Origin of the sequence: Rathayibacter sp. AY1B4 (assembly GCF_002932815.1) — a bacterium.
Classification (GTDB): domain Bacteria; phylum Actinomycetota; class Actinomycetes; order Actinomycetales; family Microbacteriaceae; genus Rathayibacter.
Genome location: NZ_PSWN01000026.1, coordinates 20,477 through 37,186, shown reverse-complemented (window position 1 = coordinate 37,186; position 16,710 = coordinate 20,477). Strand labels below are relative to the sequence as shown.

Below are 16,710 nucleotides of genomic sequence, written 5' to 3'. Positions count from 1 at the left end.
ACCCGTGAGTGTGGGAGCTCCGTGGGATCAGTAGTCGGGCTCCCTCGGGCGGCGGGGCCGGGCGTCGTCGGCGCCGTCGGACTGCTGCATCGCCTGGTCGATGAGCGCCTGGCGCATCGGATCGGGGAACTCGTCGTCGAGCTCGTCCGGCTCCGCGGGGCGCCTCGGAGGAGCGGGGACCTCCTCCGCGGAGACGGCGGGCGCGGCCATCGCCGCCTCCACGAGCGCGAAGTCCTCCTCGTCCATGCCCGTGGCCGCTGCGGGCGCCGGGCGGTGCCGCCGCCGCGAGAGGAACGCGCCGATGCTCTCGGAGCGCGAGGCGAGGATCGGCCCGACGATCGCCATGATCAGCACGTAGAGGCCGGCGAAGGGCTGGATCCGCTCGTCGAGCCCCGCCGAGAGCGAGAGCGTCGCCAGGATGAGCGCGAACTCGCCGCGGTTGTGCAGGATGAACGCCGCGTTCAGGCCCGCGCGCGGTCCGAGCTTGTTGAGCCACGCGACGAACTGCCCCGCGCCGAGGTTGAGGACGATGGTCATCACCGCGGCGATCAGCACCGGGACCACGACGCTCGGGAACGCGCCAGGATCCAGCCCGAGACCGAAGTTGACGAAGAAGAAGGCGCCGAACACGTCGCGCAGCGGGATCGCGATGTGCTCGACCCTCGACCGGAACCGCGTCGCTCCGATGACCAGTCCGATCAGGAACGCGCCGATCGCGTCCGTCACTCCGAGGACCTCGCCGATCCCGCCGAACAGGATGGCGAGACCGAAGAACAGGATCGTGAACAGCTCGTCGTCGCGGGTGCGGAAGAAGCGGGAGACGACCTTCCCGCCCCAGCGGGCGATCGCGAACATCACCACGAGGAACGCGAACGCGATGACGAGCTTGAGCACCACCGGCCACGGCTCCGTCTCGCCCGAGAGCACCACGGACACGATCGCCAGGTAGACCGCGATGAAGATGTCCTCGACGACCGTGACGCCCAGGATCATCGGCGTCTCGGGGTTCGCCAGGCGCTTGAGCTCGATCAGCAGCTTGGTGACGATCGCGCTCGAGCTCGTCGCCGTGATGCCGGCGATGATCAGCGCCTCGCGGCTCCCCCAGCCCAGCGCGAAGCCGAAGCCGAGGCCGACGGCCATGTTGACCGCGATGTAGGAGCCGCCGGAGAGGATCAGACGGCCGGCGTTCCCGAAGAACTCGTCCTGGTCGAACTCGAGGCCGAGATTGAACAGCAGCAGGATCAGCCCGAAGACCGCGGTCAGCTCGATGTAGCTCGACTCGAAGTCGAGTGGGAAGAGGTGGAAGTTCGGGCTCGCGAGGAGCCCGACGACCATGTAGATCGGGATGGCCGGGAGCCCGATCGTCCTCCCCAGCCGGCCGAGGACGTAGGCGACGACGAACAGGACGCCGAGGACGATGAGGTCTTCGCCGTGGTGCATCCTCAGGCTCCGGGCGGGGCGTCGACCGTCTTGGCGAAGCTGCCGGTGCGGAAGAACGCGAACGCCTTGGCGACCTTCTCGGGGCTGCCGGCGACCACGAGGGTGTCGCCGGGGAAGACGCGGAAGTCGGGGGCCGGCGCCGGATTGGCGGCGTCGCCCCGGACCACGGCGACGACGGTCAGCCCGACGATCCCTCGGTCGGCGGGCTTGCCGAGCTGCTGTCCGGCGATGTGGTCGTCGTAGTCGACGGTGAACCAGTCGATCGAGAGGCCCGGGATCTGATCGAGCGCGGTCAGCGACTCCGTGATCTGCGTGCCGCCGAGGAGCTCGGCGAGGGTGTGCGCCTCGTCGTCGCTCAGGCGGAGCGACACCTTGGCGCCGTCCTGGTCGCCCTCGGCGAACGTGATCAGGTCGCTGTGGCCGGAGCGGTGGGCGATGACGCCGACCTTGCCGCCGTCGGCCGTCAGGAACGTGTGCAGAACGCCGACACCGGGCAGTTTGACCCTGCGGACCTCGACCATGCGTGCTCCCTCCGCGCCGTGCGGCGCTCCCACTCGGGACTTCCAGCTTAGGCGCGTGCGGAGCCCTCCTGCCGAGGGAACCCCGACCCGTCGAGGGATCCCGCAGTTTCCCGGCGGCCTCGACGGTCCGGGCTCCACCGCTGTCCGCAGGGAGTGGAGGGGAGTCTCCACAGAGGGAGCGGGCGGGAGGGGAAGGTGGGCGGAAGCGTGCAGTGGGGATCTATCCAGACGGGGCGTGAGGCCGGTCGGACGAGTTCGTGCGGCTGCGCCGCGGTACGCGCGGACCGGCGAGTGGGCAAGGGCCTCCGCGGACGAGCGGCAGCGGGCGCGGATCGACGCCGTGGCCGCGACCTGGAGCGCGCCCTTCGTCCTCCGCGAGTCGGCGGCGGCGGTCCGGGACCCCCTGCTCGAGCCGCTCGCGGTGACGGTGCATGTCGAGGGGCGACGGACCTGGGCAGCCGGATGCGGAACGGCGTCGCGGAGCGCGCGTCCGCCCCCACCCGCACTGATAGGCGGACTCGCCGTCTCGGATCTGGCGCAGACCGCCGTCGATCCGAACCGACCCGGCGTTCCTCCGGGACCGCTCGCCCGAGCTCGTGCTTCTCGCCGAGAAGCGCCGGGAGGATCGGCTCCGCGCGGGTCCGCAGCGTCGTCCGCTGGGGCCGACGCGAAGCCTCCGACGCCAGCCCATCCGGCCGGCCCGCGCCGGCGTCCGCCGCGTCGACGGACCCCCGGGCCGTCGAGGGAACCCGCTGTTCGCGGCGGCCTCGACGGTCCGGATCGCCTCGGTCGGTGAGCGTCAGCTGGGCTGGTACGGCGCGACGACGACCTCGACCCGCTGGAACTCCTTGAGGTCGGAGTAGCCGGTCGTCGCCATCGAGCGGCGCAGGGCGCCGATGAGGTTCGCCGTGCCGTCGGCGCCGGTGGCCGGGCCGTAGAGGACCTGCTCGAGGGTGCCGACGGTGCCGACCTCGACTCGGCGGCCGCGCGGCAGCTGCGGGTGGTGCGCCTCCGCGCCCCAGTGCCAGCCCCCGCCGGGAGCGTCGGTCGCGCGGGCCAGCGCCGAGCCGAGCATCACGGCGTCCGCGCCCACCGCGACGGCCTTCACGATGTCGCCGGAGGTGCCGAGGCCGCCGTCCGCGATGACGTGCACGTAGCGTCCGCCCGACTCGTCGAGGTAGTCGCGGCGAGCGCCGGCGACATCGGCGACCGCGGTCGCCATCGGAGCCTGGATGCCGAGCGTCGTGCGGGTGGTGGAGGCGGCACCGCCGCCGAACCCGACGAGGACGCCCGCGGCGCCCGTGCGCATGAGGTGCAGGGCCGCGGTGTAGGTGGAGGCGCCGCCGACGATGACGGGCACGTCGAGCTCGTAGATGAACTTCTTGAGGTTCAGCGGCTCGGTGTCGCGCGAGACGTGCTCGGCCGAGACGGTCGTGCCGCGGATGACGAACACGTCGACCCCGGCGTCGACGACGGTCTGGTACAGCTCCGCGGTCCGCTGGGGCGACAGGGCCCCGGCGACGGTCACGCCCGCGGCGCGGATCTCGGCCAGGCGCGCGGTCACCAGCTCGGGGCGGATCGGAGCGGAGTAGATCTCCTGCATCCGCTGCGTCGCGGTCTCGGCCGGAAGCCGGCGGATCTCCTCGAGCAGCGGCTCCGGGTCCTCGTACCGCGTCCACAGACCCTCGAGGTCGAGGACGCCCAGCGCCCCCAGATGCCCGAGCCGGATCGCCGTCGCCGGCGACACCACCGAGTCCATCGGCGCGGCGAGGATCGGCGTCGCGAACTGGTACGCGTCGATCGACCACTTCACCGACACGACCTCGGGGTCGCGCGTCCGGCGGCTCGGGACGACGGCGATGTCGTCGAAGGCGTACGCGCGGCGGGCGCGCTTGGCGCGCCCGATCTCGATCTCCATGACGCAGAGTTTACTGTGGCTCGCTCCTCGCTCCGCTCGCCGCTCGCCCGCCGCCGGCCCGAGCGGGCGGTCGCGTTCCGCAGAGCATCCCGCGTCCGCGCTACGCCGATCCGCTCGCACGCGGACCGCCGGCTACCGCTGAGCGGTGTCAGCCGTGGCTCGCTCCTCGCTCCGCTCGCCGCTCGTCGCTCGCCCGCCGTCGGCCCGAGCGGGCGGTCGCGTTCCGCAGAGCATCCCGCGTCCGCGCTACGCCGATCCGCTCGCACGCGGACCGCCGGTTACCGCTGAGCGGTGTCAGCCGTGGCGCGCTCCTCGCTCCGCTCGCCCGCGGTCGGCCCGAGCGGGCGGTCGCGTTCCGAAGAGCGGGTCGCGTCCGCGCTACGACGATCCGCTGGAGAGCGGATCGCCTGCTACCGCTCCTACCGGGCTCCTCACCGGGCCGCGATCGACGCGAGCGGGCGCACTCCACCAGCAGGTGAAGCCTGCGCGGCCGCCACCACGATTCGCTGCAACGCGGGAAGCCCGTCCCCACTCCGTCGCGCTCGCGCGCGGTGCACGACCACTCCCCCGCGACGGCACAGGCGGAAGCCTCCCCCCGCAGTCGCGGCGGCGCCTCGCGCCGCTCGCGCTGCGTCCCCCGCCCCTCAGCCGAGGACCGGCGCTCGTCTCCCGGAGGGAGGCAGCGGATCGGGATCGCGGCCCCTCCGGCGTGGTGGGCGTATGGGCCGCAGGCCCATCGGGCAGAGGGGCCGCGATCCCGATCCGCCGCCGGCCCCACCAGACCCCCTCAGCGCCGGTAGTTCGGCGCCTCCACCACCATCTGCACATCGTGCGGGTGCGACTCCTTCAGCCCGGCCGCCGTGATGCGCACGAACTTCCCGCGCTCCTTCAGCTCGGGGATGGTGCGCGCTCCGACGTAGAACATCGACTGGCGGAGCCCGCCGGCGAGCTGGTACGCCACGTTCGCGAGCGGGCCGCGGTAGGGCACCTGGCCCTCGATGCCCTCGGCGATCAGCTTGTCGTCGGTGGGCACGTCGGACTGGAAGTAGCGGTCCTTCGAGTAGGAGGTCCGCTCGCCGCGGGTCTGCAGGGCGCCGAGGGAGCCCATGCCGCGGTAGGTCTTGAACTGCTTGCCGTTCTGGAACACGAGGTCGCCGGGGCTCTCCTCGCAGCCCGCGAGGAGCGAGCCGAGCATCACGGTGTCGGCGCCGGCGACGAGCGCCTTGGCGATGTCGCCGGAGTACTGGAGGCCGCCGTCGGCGATCACCGGCACGCCGGACTCGCGCGCGGCGAGGGACGCCTCGTAGACCGCGGTGACCTGCGGGACTCCGACGCCGGCGACGACGCGGGTGGTGCAGATCGAGCCGGGGCCGACGCCGACCTTGATGGCGTCGGCGCCCGCGTCGACGAGGGCCTGCGCCCCGGAGCGGGTCGCGACGTTGCCGCCGATGACGTCGACGCCGGCGAACGCGGAGTCGGACTTCAGGCGGCGGATGATGTCGAGCACGCCGGCGGAGTCGCCGTTGGCCGTGTCGACGACGATCACGTCGACGCCCGCGTCGAGCAGGGCGGTGGCGCGCTGCCAGGCGTCGCCGAAGAAGCCGATCGCGGCGCCGACCCGGAGGCGGCCCTCGTCGTCCTTCGTGGCGTTGGGGTACTGCTCCGACTTGTCGAAGTCCTTGACCGTGATGAGGCCGGCGAGCTTGCCCTGCGCGTCGACGAGCGGCAGCTTCTCGATCTTGTGCTGCGCGAAGAGGGCGATGACCTCGCTGTCGGGGATGCCGACGCGGCCCGTGATCAGACCGGTGCTGGTCATCACGTCGCGGACGAGCGTGGTCGCCTTCTCGAACGGCGAGACGAAGCGCATGTCGCGGTTGGTGATGATGCCCACGAGCACGCCGGTGGAGTCGACGACGGGGAGGCCGCTGATCCGGTACTGGCCGCAGAGGTCGTCCACCTGGGCGACGGTGGCGTCCGGGGTGGTGGTGACGGGGTTCGAGACCATGCCCGACTCGCTCCGCTTCACCCGGTCGACCTGGTCGGCCTGGTCGGCGATGGAGAGGTTGCGGTGCAGGACGCCGAAGCCGCCCTGGCGGGCCATCGCGATCGCCATGCGCGCCTCGGTGACGGTGTCCATCGCCGCGGAGAGCAGCGGGGTCGCCACGCTGATGCGCTTGGTGAGGCGGGAGGCCGTGTCGGCCTCGCTCGGGATGACGTCGGTGTGCCCCGGGAGGAGCATGACGTCGTCGTAGGTGAGTCCGAGGAATCCGAAGGGATCCGGCTGGTCCATCAATGCCCCTTAGCAGGTCGAGTGCGGGAGCCCGGAGAGGACGGGAGGAGTCCGCTCACGAGCGCCACGGTTGTTCGATCTTAAGCGCCGTGAGGCCCGCGGTATTCCTCGACGGCGCGGCCGCCGGGCCGCGGATGGGCGCTGGAGCGCTCTCCTCTCCCTCATAATGTCGTCACGCGTAAGTGCGGACGGTGAAACACCGCCGACACATGCGGAACGTATGGTCAACCAACGTTGTTTGACGACGGCGATTCGGGCGTGCCCGGAGACCCCATCCGTCTGTGCACCCTGACGAGAGGTAGACGTCTTGCTCACAGCCAGCCGTTCGATGCGCCGCCAGCGCTCGACGACCCTGCATCCGACGGACCGGGAGGCGCCCCGTGGATAGGAGACGCCCGAGGCTCCGAGACCGGCTCCTGGCCCTGGGTCTGCTCGCCGCGACCCTCACCGGGATCGCCGCGGCGGCCCCCGCCGCGCTCGCCGCCACCACCGCCGACCAGTCGATCATCGCCTGGGTCCGCGTGCAGGGGACGAACGAGAACCTGACGGGGGTGACCGTCGAGATCGGAGGCGACGCCTCCGCGACCGTGACCACCGGCGAGGACGGCCGGGCCACGTTCCCCCTCGACGCCGCGGGCACCTACACGGTGACCGTCGACGAGGAGTCCCTGCCCGCCGACAAGGGCTACCCCGCCGCGGGTCAGAACCCGAAGCAGGTGAAGATCGTCGCCTCGCAGAACCAGATCGTGAACTTCATCGTCTCGACGGCCAACCCGAAGGGCTCCGGAGCGACCGTCCCGGTTCCGACGGACTCCGCGGCTCCGACGAGCCCCGCGACCGAGGGCACGACCGGCAACGACGCGACGAACCCCGACGGGACGTCCAACGCGGTGAACCAGCCGGTGTCGGCCGACACGTTCTGGATCATCTTCTGGCCGAAGGTCGTCACCGGCCTGATCTTCGGGCTCCTGATCGCCCTCGCGGCGATCGGCGCCTCGCTGATCTACGGCGTGACCGGCCTGAACAACTTCGCCCACGGCGAGCTGGTCACCTTCGGCGCGCTGATGGCGTACCTCTTCTCCGGGGTCTTCGGACTCCCGGCGCTGCTGGCCATCCCGATCGCGGTGATCCTCGGCGGGGCCTTCGGCTTCGTCCAGGACGGGCTGCTCTGGAAGCCGCTGCGGAAGAAGGGCATCCAGCTCATCCCGCTGATGATCGTGACGATCGGCCTCTCGCTGGCCCTGCGCTACGTGTTCGTCTTCTTCTTCGGAGCCGACCGGCTCTCGCTCCCCAACAGCACCGCTCCGTTCTTCACGGTGCCGGAGCTCGGGATCAGCCTGAAGTTCACCGACATCGTCGGCGCCGTCGTCGGCGTCGTCTGCATCGTCGCCGTGGCCTACGTCCTCACGAAGACGAAGATCGGCAAGGCGATGCGGGCGGTCTCGGACAACCGGGCCCTCGCCTCCGCCTCGGGCATCAACGTCGAGCGCGTCATCCGCGTCGTCTGGGTGATGTCGGGCGCTCTCGCCGCGCTGGCGGGCGTCTACATCGGCTACTACCAGTCGCTGCGCTGGGACACGGGAGCGTCGATCCTGCTGCTGATCTTCGCGGCGATCACGCTCGGCGGACTCGGCTCCGCCTACGGCGCGCTGGTCGGCTCGCTCATCATCGGACTGATGATGAACATCTCGACGATCTGGATCCCGGAGAACCTCAAGTACGTGGCTCCGCTCGTTCTCATGATCATCATCCTCCTGGTCAGGCCGCAGGGAATCCTGGGCCGCAAGGAACGGATCGGCTAGGACACCATGAACCTCAACTTCATCTGGCTGGCGATCGGGCAGATCGTCGATCCCACTGTCGCCGCTTACGCGCTGGCGACCATCGGCCTGGTCATCCACTTCGGATTCACGGGGCTGCTCAACTTCGGACAGGCCGGCTTCATGGCGGTGGGCGGCTACGCCTTCGCCATCACCTCGGTCAAGTTCGAGTGGCCCGTCTGGGGCTCCTTCCTCGCGACGATCGTCGCGGCGACCGTCTTCGCGCTCATCCTGGGCATCCCGACGCTCCGGCTGCGGGCCGACTACCTCTCGATCGTGACGATCGCGGCGGCCGAGATCATCCGGCTCTCGGTCAAGACCCCCGAGTTCTCGGCGATCACCGGCGGCTCGGAGGGCATCAACGGCGCGGCGAAGGCGTTCAACGACCTCAACCCGCTCCCCGAGGGCCGCTGGGGCATCGGCGTCCTCACGTACAGCCAGGACCAGTGGTGGGTGCGGATCGTCGGCTGGAGCCTCGTGCTCCTGGCCTGCCTCCTGGTGTTCCTCCTGATGCGCAGCCCCTGGGGCCGCGTCATCAAGGGCATCCGCGAGGACGAGGACGCCGTGCGCTCGCTCGGCAAGAACGTCTTCTCGTACAAGATCCAGGCGCTCATCCTGGGCGGCGTGCTCGGAGGCCTCGCAGGAGCGCTGTTCATCCTCCCCCGCTCGCTCCAGCCCGACAACTACGGCACCCAGCTCACGTTCTTCCTCTACACGATCATGCTGCTGGGCGGCGCCGCGACGGTCTTCGGACCCGTCGTCGGCTCGATCATCTTCTGGGTCGTCCTCGGTCTGACCGACGGACTGCTCACGCTCGGGATCGACACCGGGGTCCTCAACAACGACCTCATCCGCCTCACCACCGTGCAGACCGGACCCATCCGGTTCATCGTGGTGGGGGTAGCCCTCATGCTCCTGGTGATCTTCAGACCCCAGGGGATCTTCGGCAAGAAGAAGGATCTGCACTTTGCCTAAGACGCCGGTCTCGGACATCACCGAGGAAGCAATCGTCCCCGGGGTCAGGAAGAAGGACCCCATCGTCGTCGCCGACAACGTCAGCCGCCGCTTCGGCGGCCTGACCGCGGTCGACGTCGAGCACCTCGAGATCCCCCGCGGATCCATCACCGCCCTGATCGGCCCGAACGGGGCCGGCAAGACCACGTTCTTCAACCTGCTGACGGGCTTCGACAAGCCCAACACCGGCAAGTGGAACTTCAAGGGCAAGAACCTCGCCAACGTCCCGGCCTACCGGGTGTCGCGGATGGGCATGGTGCGCACGTTCCAGCTCACCAAGGCGCTCGGCGGCATGACGGTGCTCGAGAACATGCTGCTCGGCGCGAAGGGGCAGAAGGGCGAGAACATCTTCACCTCGCTCATCCGCCCGCTGTGGTCGAAGGAGGAGGACTCGATCGAGCAGCGCGCGATCCGCCTGCTCGAGAAGTTCAAGCTGGACACCAAGCGGGACGACTACGCGTCGAGCCTGTCGGGCGGCCAGAAGAAGCTGCTCGAGATGGCGCGGGCGCTGATGTCGGAGCCCGAGCTCGTCATGCTCGACGAGCCGATGGCCGGCGTGAACCCGGCGCTGACGCAGTCGCTCCTGGGTCACATCGTGAACCTGAAGGACGAGGGCATGACCGTGCTCTTCGTCGAGCACGACATGCACATGGTCAACACGATCGCCGACTGGGTGATCGTGATGGCCGAGGGCAAGGTCGTCGCCGAGGGCCCGCCCTCGACCGTGATGAACGACCCGGCCGTCATCGACGCGTACCTCGGCGCGCACCACGACACCGACCTGGGCACGATCGAGGGCCAGCTCGAGATCGCCGAGGAGATGGACTCCGACCTCGTCCGCGAGGACGTGGAGCGGCAGGCGGAGCAGGCCGGCATCCCGACGCCCGGCCACGACGCTCCGGCGGCCGGAACGGCGTCCCCGTCGGCCTCCGCGCCGACGAGCGTCGCCCCGACGACCGACGCCCCGGCCGTCGAATTCGAGAAGGACGAGAGATGACCGCCGACACGACGACTCCGAACACCCTCGAGACGCACGACCTGCACGCGGGCTACGTGCCGGGGGTCAACATCCTCAACGGCTCGAACGTCTACGTGAAGCGCGGCGAGCTCGTCGGGATCATCGGCCCGAACGGTGCAGGCAAGTCGACGCTGCTGAAGGCGATGTTCGGCCTGGTCAACATCCGCCAGGGCACCGTCCTGCTGAACGGCGAGGACATCACCGGCCTCAAGGCCGACAAGCTGGTGTCCAAGGGCGTGGGCTTCGTGCCGCAGAACAACAACGTCTTCCCGTCGCTCACCATCGAGGAGAACCTCGAGATGGGCATGTACCAGAAGCCGAAGCTGTACAGGGAGCGGCTCGAGTTCGTCACCGAGCTCTTCCCGGAGCTCAGCAAGCGGCTCAAGCAGCGCTCGGGGTCGCTCTCGGGCGGTGAGCGCCAGATGGTGGCGATGTCGCGGGCTCTGATGATGGACCCGTCGATGCTGCTGCTCGACGAGCCCAGCGCCGGCCTGTCCCCGATGCGGCAGGACGAGACGTTCGTCAACGTGCAGCGGATCAACCGCGCGGGCGTCTCGATCATGATCGTCGAGCAGAACGCGCGGCGGGCGCTGCAGATCTGCGACCGCGGCTACGTCCTCGACCAGGGCCGCGACGCCTACGAGGGCGCGGGCCGGGAGCTGATGAACGATCCGAAGGTCATCGAGCTCTACCTGGGCACGCTCGCCACGACCAACGAGGTCACCACGAGCACCCCGACCGTCGGCGGCTGACCCCCGCTGCGAAGGGCCCGTCGTCTCCGGACGGCGGGCCCTTCGTCGTTGCCGGGGCGCGGAGCGGGCGCGAGCGGGGCCGAGGGGCCGGTGCGGCTCCGGGGCGGAGGCGGGGCCGCTCGCCCAGGGCGCCGGGCGGCTCGGAGACCACTCCGAGCAGGGCGGGAAGGCAGGCGGCTCGGTGCCCGGAGACGCGCCGGCACGGGGTGCAGCAGAAGGGAGGCGGGGGGCCGCTCTCCCGGCGCGGACAGGCCTTCGCCGGTCTCTCCGCGATGCCCTTCGAAGCCCCAGGAAGTCGGCGGAACGACGGTCTGGAAACTCGGTCTCCTGTCCGCGGGACGAGGGCAGGACAGCGAGAGTCTCTCCGCACCAGCGACCCCCACGAGGGGGACAGGATATCGCCCTACCTGCCGTAGTTTTGGGGACACGGGACAGCCCTGCAGGGGGACGTCCCGCTCCCCTCTCCCCCGGTAGGGACCGCGATCGGTCGCCGATCTCCTCCCCTCCCCGCAGCGCCTCGAGCGCCGCGTCGTCCGCCTCGAAGGAGCCGACCATGAAGAGCTACACCCCCGCCCCTGTGGAACTCGGAGCCGGCTTCGGCACCGGTGCGATCGGCGACTACGAGCGCTGGCGCGTCGTCGGCGTCTACGCCCAGGTCGTCATCGCCGAGACCACCGGCGGCAAGCGCCGCAACTACAGCCGTTCCTTCGTCACGTACCGCCTGGCGCAGGAGGCGGAGCTGCTCCGCGCCTCTTAGGCCATCCGCACACCACGAGCGCGCGTCCTCCCCCCGGAGGGCGCGCGCTTCTGCGTTCCCGCTCGACGTCGTCGCTCCCGCCCGCGGTCCGGCAGGGCGCCCCCTCGAGGCCGGGAGAGGCGCTCGGAGGGGTTCACCGGCCGCCCGAGCCGCTCCTCCTCCCGGGTGGCTCCTCGACGCCACGCCGGGCCCTGGACGCCGCGGAGCCGTCCGCCCGCACCCGACAGCGGTCACCCTCCCGGACGACCGCCGCGCCTCGCTGCGTCCGCACGACCGGCGCGTCTCCTGCTCTGCGCTCCGGGGACGGCGAAGGGGCCCGGTCCGAAGACCGAGCCCCTCAGGGATGCGGCAGGAGCCGCGTCACCGCGTCGTCAGTTCAGCGAACCCTCGACGGTCTCCTCGAAGGAGGTGGTGTTGCCCGTGCCGTACTTGTAGATCGAGACCGAGGCCTCGCTGGTGTCGCCGTTCTCGTCGAACGAGATCGGGCCGGAGAGGCCGTCGTAGTCGACGTCCTCGCCGTCGGCGATGAGCTTCGCGCAGTCGGCGAAGGTCGTGCACTTGGTGCCGCCCTCCGAGACCGACATGAGGTTGTCGCGGATGGTCGCACCGTCCGTCGCCTTGCCCTGGAGCGCGGCGAGAGCGGTCAGGACCGTGGCGTCGTACGACTCCGGCGCGTAGCTGAACACGGTCAGCGCGTCGTTGCCCTGCGACTCGACGAGCGACTGCAGCTTGCCCTGGAAGTCCTCGGACGCCTGGACGCCCGGGTTGGTGAACTGGGCGCCGGCGATATCGACGTTGGTGTCGGACTCGCCGATGACGCCGTAGTTGCCGTCCGTGCCGTAGAGCTTCGAGAAGTCGAAGCCCTTGGCCGAGAGCTGCTCCGCGATGGTCTTGATCTCGTCGAACGAGATGACGACCAGCGCGTCGGGGTTCGGGGCGAGGACCGAGGTCAGCGCCGAGTTGAAGTCGGTCGAGGCCGGCTCGAAGATCTCCTCGGCCGCGACGGATGCTCCGCCCGCCTCGAGGGTCTCCTTGATGTTCTTCTCGAGGCCGGTGCCGTAGGCGTCGTTCATGTACAGGATCGAGACGTTGGTCTTGCCGTCGCCGAGGATCTTGTTGCCGAGGATGCGGCCCTGGAGCACGTCCGAGGGAGCGGTACGCCAGTAGTAGCCGTCGTCGTCGTAGGTCGTGAAGTCCGGCGAGGTGTTGGCCGGCGAGATCTGGACGACGCCCGCCTGGGTCACCTGGTCGATGAAGGTCTTCGAGACGCCCGAGGACGCCGCGCCGATGATGGCGGAGACGTTGTCGGCGATGAGGGACGTGGCCGACTGCGTCGCGATGTCGGTCGTAGTGTCGCCCGAGTCCTTCTGCTCCACGTCGATCGTGATGCCGGCCTTGGCGTCGTTGATGTCGACGACCGCCTGGTCGACGCCCGCGATCTCGGGCGGGCCGAGGACGGCGAGGGTGCCGGTCTGCGGGAGGATCGTGCCGATCTTGAGGGACAGGTCGCCCGAGCCGCTGTCGCCGCCCGATCCGCTGTCGCCGCCGCCGGCGCAGCCGGCGAGGACGAGAGCGCTGGCGCCCAGAATGGCGACGCCGCCGAGGGTTGCCCGGAGGGACCGCGCGCGGGCCGAGCCGGCCTTCGCGTAAACGCCCATGTTGCTCCTTGAGAGGTGTGTGTCAGTGGGAGCGGCGCCGGTGGCAACCGCTCGGCCAACCTAACCTCCGAAGCAGCCGTGAACAATACAGGGGTGTTACCAATACGTTTCGCGACCGGATCGTTACCATTCCGCTGTCGCGCCGCGCCAGGACGACGCGTTCCGCAGATCAGACGGAGGATCGGCGCCGTCTGCGCTCCGCGGCGACGAGGTCGCCTGAGAAGATCGCCAGGGCGGCCCACACCAGCGCGAAGCCGATCCAGCGCTCGAGCGGCATCTCCTCGTGCAGCACGAAGGCCCCGACGAGGAACTGCAGGAACGGCGTCAGGTACTGCACGAAGCCGACGATCGACAGCGGGAGGCGCCGGGCGGCGCCCGCGAACAGGAGCAGCGGGACGGCCGTGACGATCCCAGCCGAGGCGAGGATGAGGGCGTGCCCCGTCCCCTCCGTCGTCAGGGTCAGCCCCACCGTGGAGCCGACGACCGCCAGCTGCACGACGGCGAGCGGCGTCAGCCAGAGCGTCTCGAGCGTCAGCCCGCCGACCGCGTCCACCGTGCCGCCGACGCGGCTCTTCACCAGGCCGTAGAGGCCGAACGAGAAGGCGAGGGCGAGCGAGATCCACGGGAAGGATCCGTAGCCCACCGCGATGACCAGCACCGCGACCGCGCTGACGCCCATCGCGGCCCACTGCAGGGGCCGGAGGCGCTCGCGCAGCACCAGGACGCCCAGCAGCACCGTGACCAGCGGGTTCATGAAGTAGCCCAGAGCCGCCTCGATGACGTGACCCGTGGTCGTGGCGATCACGTAGACCTGCCAGTTGACGTAGATGAGCACGCCCGCGATCGCCATCACGCCGAGCAGGCGGGGGCGGCGCAGCAGCGCGCCGAAGGAGCGCCAGCCGCGGAGGACCGTGAGCAGGATCACGCAGAAGACGAGCGAGAAGAGCACCCGGAACGCGACGATCTCGAACGGCGACGCCGGCGCCATCGCGATGAAGTAGAGGGGCATCGCACCCCAGAGCAGGTAGGCCGAGAACGCGAACAGCAGCCCCGTGCCGGACATCCCGCCCGGGCGTCCCGCCGCTCCGAGCGCCTCCACTCCTTCGCCGACGGGCACGTCCGAAGGGGACGGCGAGACGGACTCGGCAGGGGTGCGGGAGCTGGTCACTCCCCCGATGCTACGCAGCCGCGGGGTGGGGAGACGGCCCCGTAGCGGGCGGATCAGGCCACTGGCCGCGAGGAGGACCGGGAACGACGGAAGGGCCCGCCGACCGAGGTCGACGGGCCCTTCCGAGGGATGCTGCCTAGCGGACGACGACCGCGAGGACGTCGCGAGCGGAGAGGACCAGCAGGTCCTCGCCACCGAACTTGACCTCGGTTCCGCCGTACTTGGAGTAGATCACCTTGTCGCCGACGGCGACGTCGAGCGGCACGCGGTTGCCGTTGTCGTCGATGCGACCGGGTCCGACGGCGACGACCTCGCCCTCCTGCGGCTTCTCCTTGGCGGTATCGGGGATGACGAGACCGGAAGCGGTCACCTGCTCCGCCTCGACCTGCTTGATGACGATGCGATCTTCGAGCGGCTTGATGGACACCGACACGGTTGACCTCTTTCTTGACGACGATGTGGGCGGAACGCGGTTCTGGCACACACGCTCCGAGAGTGCTAGATCCATCGTAGGGGCTCCGCTGGCACTCGTGCAATCAGAGTGCCAAGCGGGGCGGCGGACCCGCCGGGAGGCCGTGGCCTACCATGGCCGGATGCGACGCGACGAGCTGGTCGAGCTCCTCTCCCCCGAGGGCCTCCGGCTCCTCGACTCCCTCGACGGCTACCGGTCCGACGACCTGGTGCGGGCCGTGGCACGCCTCCGGGCCGCCGGCCACTCCCCCGTCCTCGTCGCCGCGGTGCTCACCCAGGCGAGGCTCCGGCAGAAGGCGGAGGCGAAGTTCGGCGAGTTCGCCCGCTCGATGCTCTTCACGGACGCGGGACTCGAGCAGGCGACGCGGCTGCGCGTCGCCGCCCTGCACGCCGGCCGGTTCGCCGCGGCGGGAGCGGCGCGCGTCGCCGACCTCGGCAGCGGGATCGGCGGCGACGCCCTCGCGATGGCCGCGATCGACCTGGCGGTCACCGCCGTCGAGGCCGACGAGGTCACCGCGACCCTGGCCAGCTTCAACCTCGCCCCGTTCCCCGCGGCGAGCGCCGTGCACTCGACGGCCGAGGCCTTCGACCTCGACGGCTTCGACGCCGTCTACCTGGACCCGGCACGCCGCACGGCGGGCCACCGCGAGACCCGCCGGCTCGACGATCCGGACGACTACTCCCCCTCGCTCGACTTCGCGTTCGGCCTGGCCGAGCAGCGTCCCGTGGGCGTGAAGGTGGGTCCCGGCTTCGACCGCGAGCGCCTGCCGCGGGACGCCGAGGCGCAGTGGGTCTCGGTCGACGGGGAGCTGGTCGAGACCGGGCTCTGGTTCGGTTCTCTGGCGCGCCCGGGCGTGCGCCGCTCCGCTCTGCTGCTCGGCGCGACCGGCTCCTCCGAGCTCACCGCGGCGGGCGACAGCGAGGACGAGGAGGTCGGCCCCCTCGGCGCGTTCGTGCACGAGCCGGACGGCTCCGCGATCCGCGCGCGCCTCCTGGGCGAGCTCGCGCGCTCCAGCGGCTCGCGGATGCTCTCGCCCGGCATCGCCTACCTGACGGGCGACGATGCGGCCGCCTCGCCCTTCCTCCGCAGCTTCCGGGTCCTCGCCGAGCTGCCGCTGGACGAGCGCACGCTGGCGAAGGAGCTGCGCACCCGCGGCATCGGCGTGCTCGAGATCAAGAAGCGCGGGGTGGACGTCGACCCCGCCCGCTTCCGCAAGCGGCTGGGCCTCTCCGGCACCGGCAGCGCGGTGCTGATCCTGACGCGGATCGCCGGGCGCCACCGCGCGCTGCTCGCGGAGCGCGTCGAGCGGCCCGCGCCGGCTCAGTAGCCGGAGGTGCCGGCGGCGAGGGCGACCACGACGAAGACGAGGAAGACCGCCAGGTAGATCAGCGAGACGGCGATGCCGGCGAACCCGGTGATGATCGCGGTCAGCGCGAAGCCGCGCGCGGCCGGCTCGCGCCGGCGTCCGAGGAAGCCGAGCACGACGGCCGGAGCCGACAGCAGGAAGCCGAAACCGGCGGCGAAGAGCGTGATGACCAGGCCGACGATGCCGAGGATCATCCCGACGAGGCTCAGCGTGCGGGGGACGACGGGCGCCGGTGCGGCCGCATAGGCGGCGGGGTGGCCGGGCGCGGAGGAGTAGGCGGGCGCCGAGGGGTACGCGGGCGGCGGCGGCGACCCGTAGGCCGGCGGTGCGGAGTCGGCGAGCGGCACCGACGGCTGCGACGCGGCCGAGGGCGGAGCGGGCGGAGCCGGGGGGACGGGCGGGGCCGGCGGGACCGGGACGGAGCCGTGCTGCTCGTCGGAGCCGGGGCCGGGACGGGTGCTGTCGTCGCTCATGGCGCGAGTCTAGCCAGCACCCGGGCGGCGGCGGAGGGGTTCC

Annotated in this window: 14 protein-coding genes; 6 read left to right on the top strand and 8 right to left on the bottom strand. The window is 70.9% G+C overall.

Going from position 1 to position 16,710, the window contains the following annotated elements:
- Positions 1 to 27: 27 nt before the first annotated feature.
- The 4 genes from C5D66_RS14525 to guaB all read right to left on the bottom strand — a co-directional run bounded on the left by C5D66_RS14525 (position 28) and on the right by guaB (position 6,169).
- On the bottom strand, positions 28 to 1,440 hold the full coding sequence (locus tag C5D66_RS14525) for a cation:proton antiporter (RefSeq protein WP_104256108.1): 1,413 nt from the start codon (positions 1,438 to 1,440) through the stop codon (positions 28 to 30).
- A 2-nt stretch (positions 1,441 to 1,442) separates the two neighbouring features.
- On the bottom strand, positions 1,443 to 1,961 hold the full coding sequence (locus C5D66_RS14520; RefSeq protein ID WP_068256939.1) for a cation:proton antiporter regulatory subunit: 519 nt from the start codon (positions 1,959 to 1,961) through the stop codon (positions 1,443 to 1,445).
- Between the two features lie 799 nt (positions 1,962 to 2,760).
- On the bottom strand, positions 2,761 to 3,879 hold the full coding sequence (locus C5D66_RS14515) for a GuaB3 family IMP dehydrogenase-related protein (RefSeq protein WP_104224734.1): 1,119 nt from the start codon (positions 3,877 to 3,879) through the stop codon (positions 2,761 to 2,763).
- Between the two features lie 787 nt (positions 3,880 to 4,666).
- On the bottom strand, positions 4,667 to 6,169 hold the full coding sequence (guaB, locus tag C5D66_RS14510) for an IMP dehydrogenase (RefSeq protein ID WP_104256107.1): 1,503 nt from the start codon (positions 6,167 to 6,169) through the stop codon (positions 4,667 to 4,669).
- A gap of 380 nt (positions 6,170 to 6,549) precedes the next feature.
- Between guaB and C5D66_RS14505 the strand changes: the two genes are divergently transcribed.
- The 5 genes from C5D66_RS14505 (at position 6,550) to C5D66_RS14485 (ending at position 11,530) form a co-directional block, all read left to right on the top strand.
- A complete protein-coding gene (locus C5D66_RS14505; protein WP_104224732.1) occupies positions 6,550 to 7,971 on the top strand; it encodes a branched-chain amino acid ABC transporter permease in 1,422 nt (473 codons plus the stop codon).
- A 6-nt stretch (positions 7,972 to 7,977) separates the two neighbouring features.
- Entirely contained in the window at positions 7,978 to 8,964 is a 987-nt protein-coding gene (locus C5D66_RS14500; protein ID WP_104256106.1) for a branched-chain amino acid ABC transporter permease, read from the top strand.
- Entirely contained in the window at positions 8,957 to 10,000 is a 1,044-nt protein-coding gene (locus C5D66_RS14495) for an ABC transporter ATP-binding protein (protein ID WP_104251056.1), read from the top strand. Before C5D66_RS14500 ends, C5D66_RS14495 begins: the two co-directional genes overlap by 8 nt.
- Entirely contained in the window at positions 9,997 to 10,773 is a 777-nt protein-coding gene (locus C5D66_RS14490) for an ABC transporter ATP-binding protein (protein ID WP_104238458.1), read from the top strand. The genes C5D66_RS14495 and C5D66_RS14490 overlap by 4 nt, the downstream gene beginning before the upstream one ends.
- Positions 10,774 to 11,326: 553 nt before the next feature.
- Positions 11,327 to 11,530 (top strand): hypothetical protein, encoded by a 204-nt coding sequence (locus tag C5D66_RS14485; RefSeq protein WP_104234164.1) that lies wholly within the window; start codon positions 11,327 to 11,329, stop codon positions 11,528 to 11,530.
- A gap of 371 nt (positions 11,531 to 11,901) precedes the next feature.
- Here the strand turns inward: C5D66_RS14485 and C5D66_RS14480 are convergent, their stop codons facing one another.
- The 3 genes from C5D66_RS14480 to groES form a co-directional block, all read right to left on the bottom strand.
- Positions 11,902 to 13,188 (bottom strand): ABC transporter substrate-binding protein, encoded by a 1,287-nt coding sequence (locus tag C5D66_RS14480; RefSeq protein ID WP_104238457.1) that lies wholly within the window; start codon positions 13,186 to 13,188, stop codon positions 11,902 to 11,904.
- A 169-nt stretch (positions 13,189 to 13,357) separates the two neighbouring features.
- Positions 13,358 to 14,251: an EamA family transporter RarD gene (rarD, locus tag C5D66_RS14475; RefSeq protein ID WP_104224726.1), complete on the bottom strand. Its 894-nt coding sequence runs from the start codon at positions 14,249 to 14,251 to the stop codon at positions 13,358 to 13,360.
- Positions 14,252 to 14,492: 241 nt separating this feature from the next.
- A complete protein-coding gene (gene groES / locus C5D66_RS14470; RefSeq protein WP_097167691.1) occupies positions 14,493 to 14,789 on the bottom strand; it encodes a co-chaperone GroES in 297 nt (98 codons plus the stop codon).
- Positions 14,790 to 14,949: 160 nt separating this feature from the next.
- Between groES and C5D66_RS14465 the strand changes: the two genes are divergently transcribed.
- On the top strand, positions 14,950 to 16,155 hold the full coding sequence (locus C5D66_RS14465; protein ID WP_104256105.1) for an SAM-dependent methyltransferase: 1,206 nt from the start codon (positions 14,950 to 14,952) through the stop codon (positions 16,153 to 16,155).
- On the opposite strand, the gene C5D66_RS14460 is transcribed toward C5D66_RS14465, so the two are convergent.
- Positions 16,149 to 16,667 carry a DUF4190 domain-containing protein gene (locus C5D66_RS14460; protein WP_104274232.1) on the bottom strand — a complete coding sequence of 173 codons (519 nt, stop codon included), beginning with the start codon at positions 16,665 to 16,667 and terminating at the stop codon, positions 16,149 to 16,151. The two genes, C5D66_RS14465 and C5D66_RS14460, sit on opposite strands and share 7 nt — an antisense overlap.
- Positions 16,668 to 16,710: the final 43 nt, after the last annotated feature.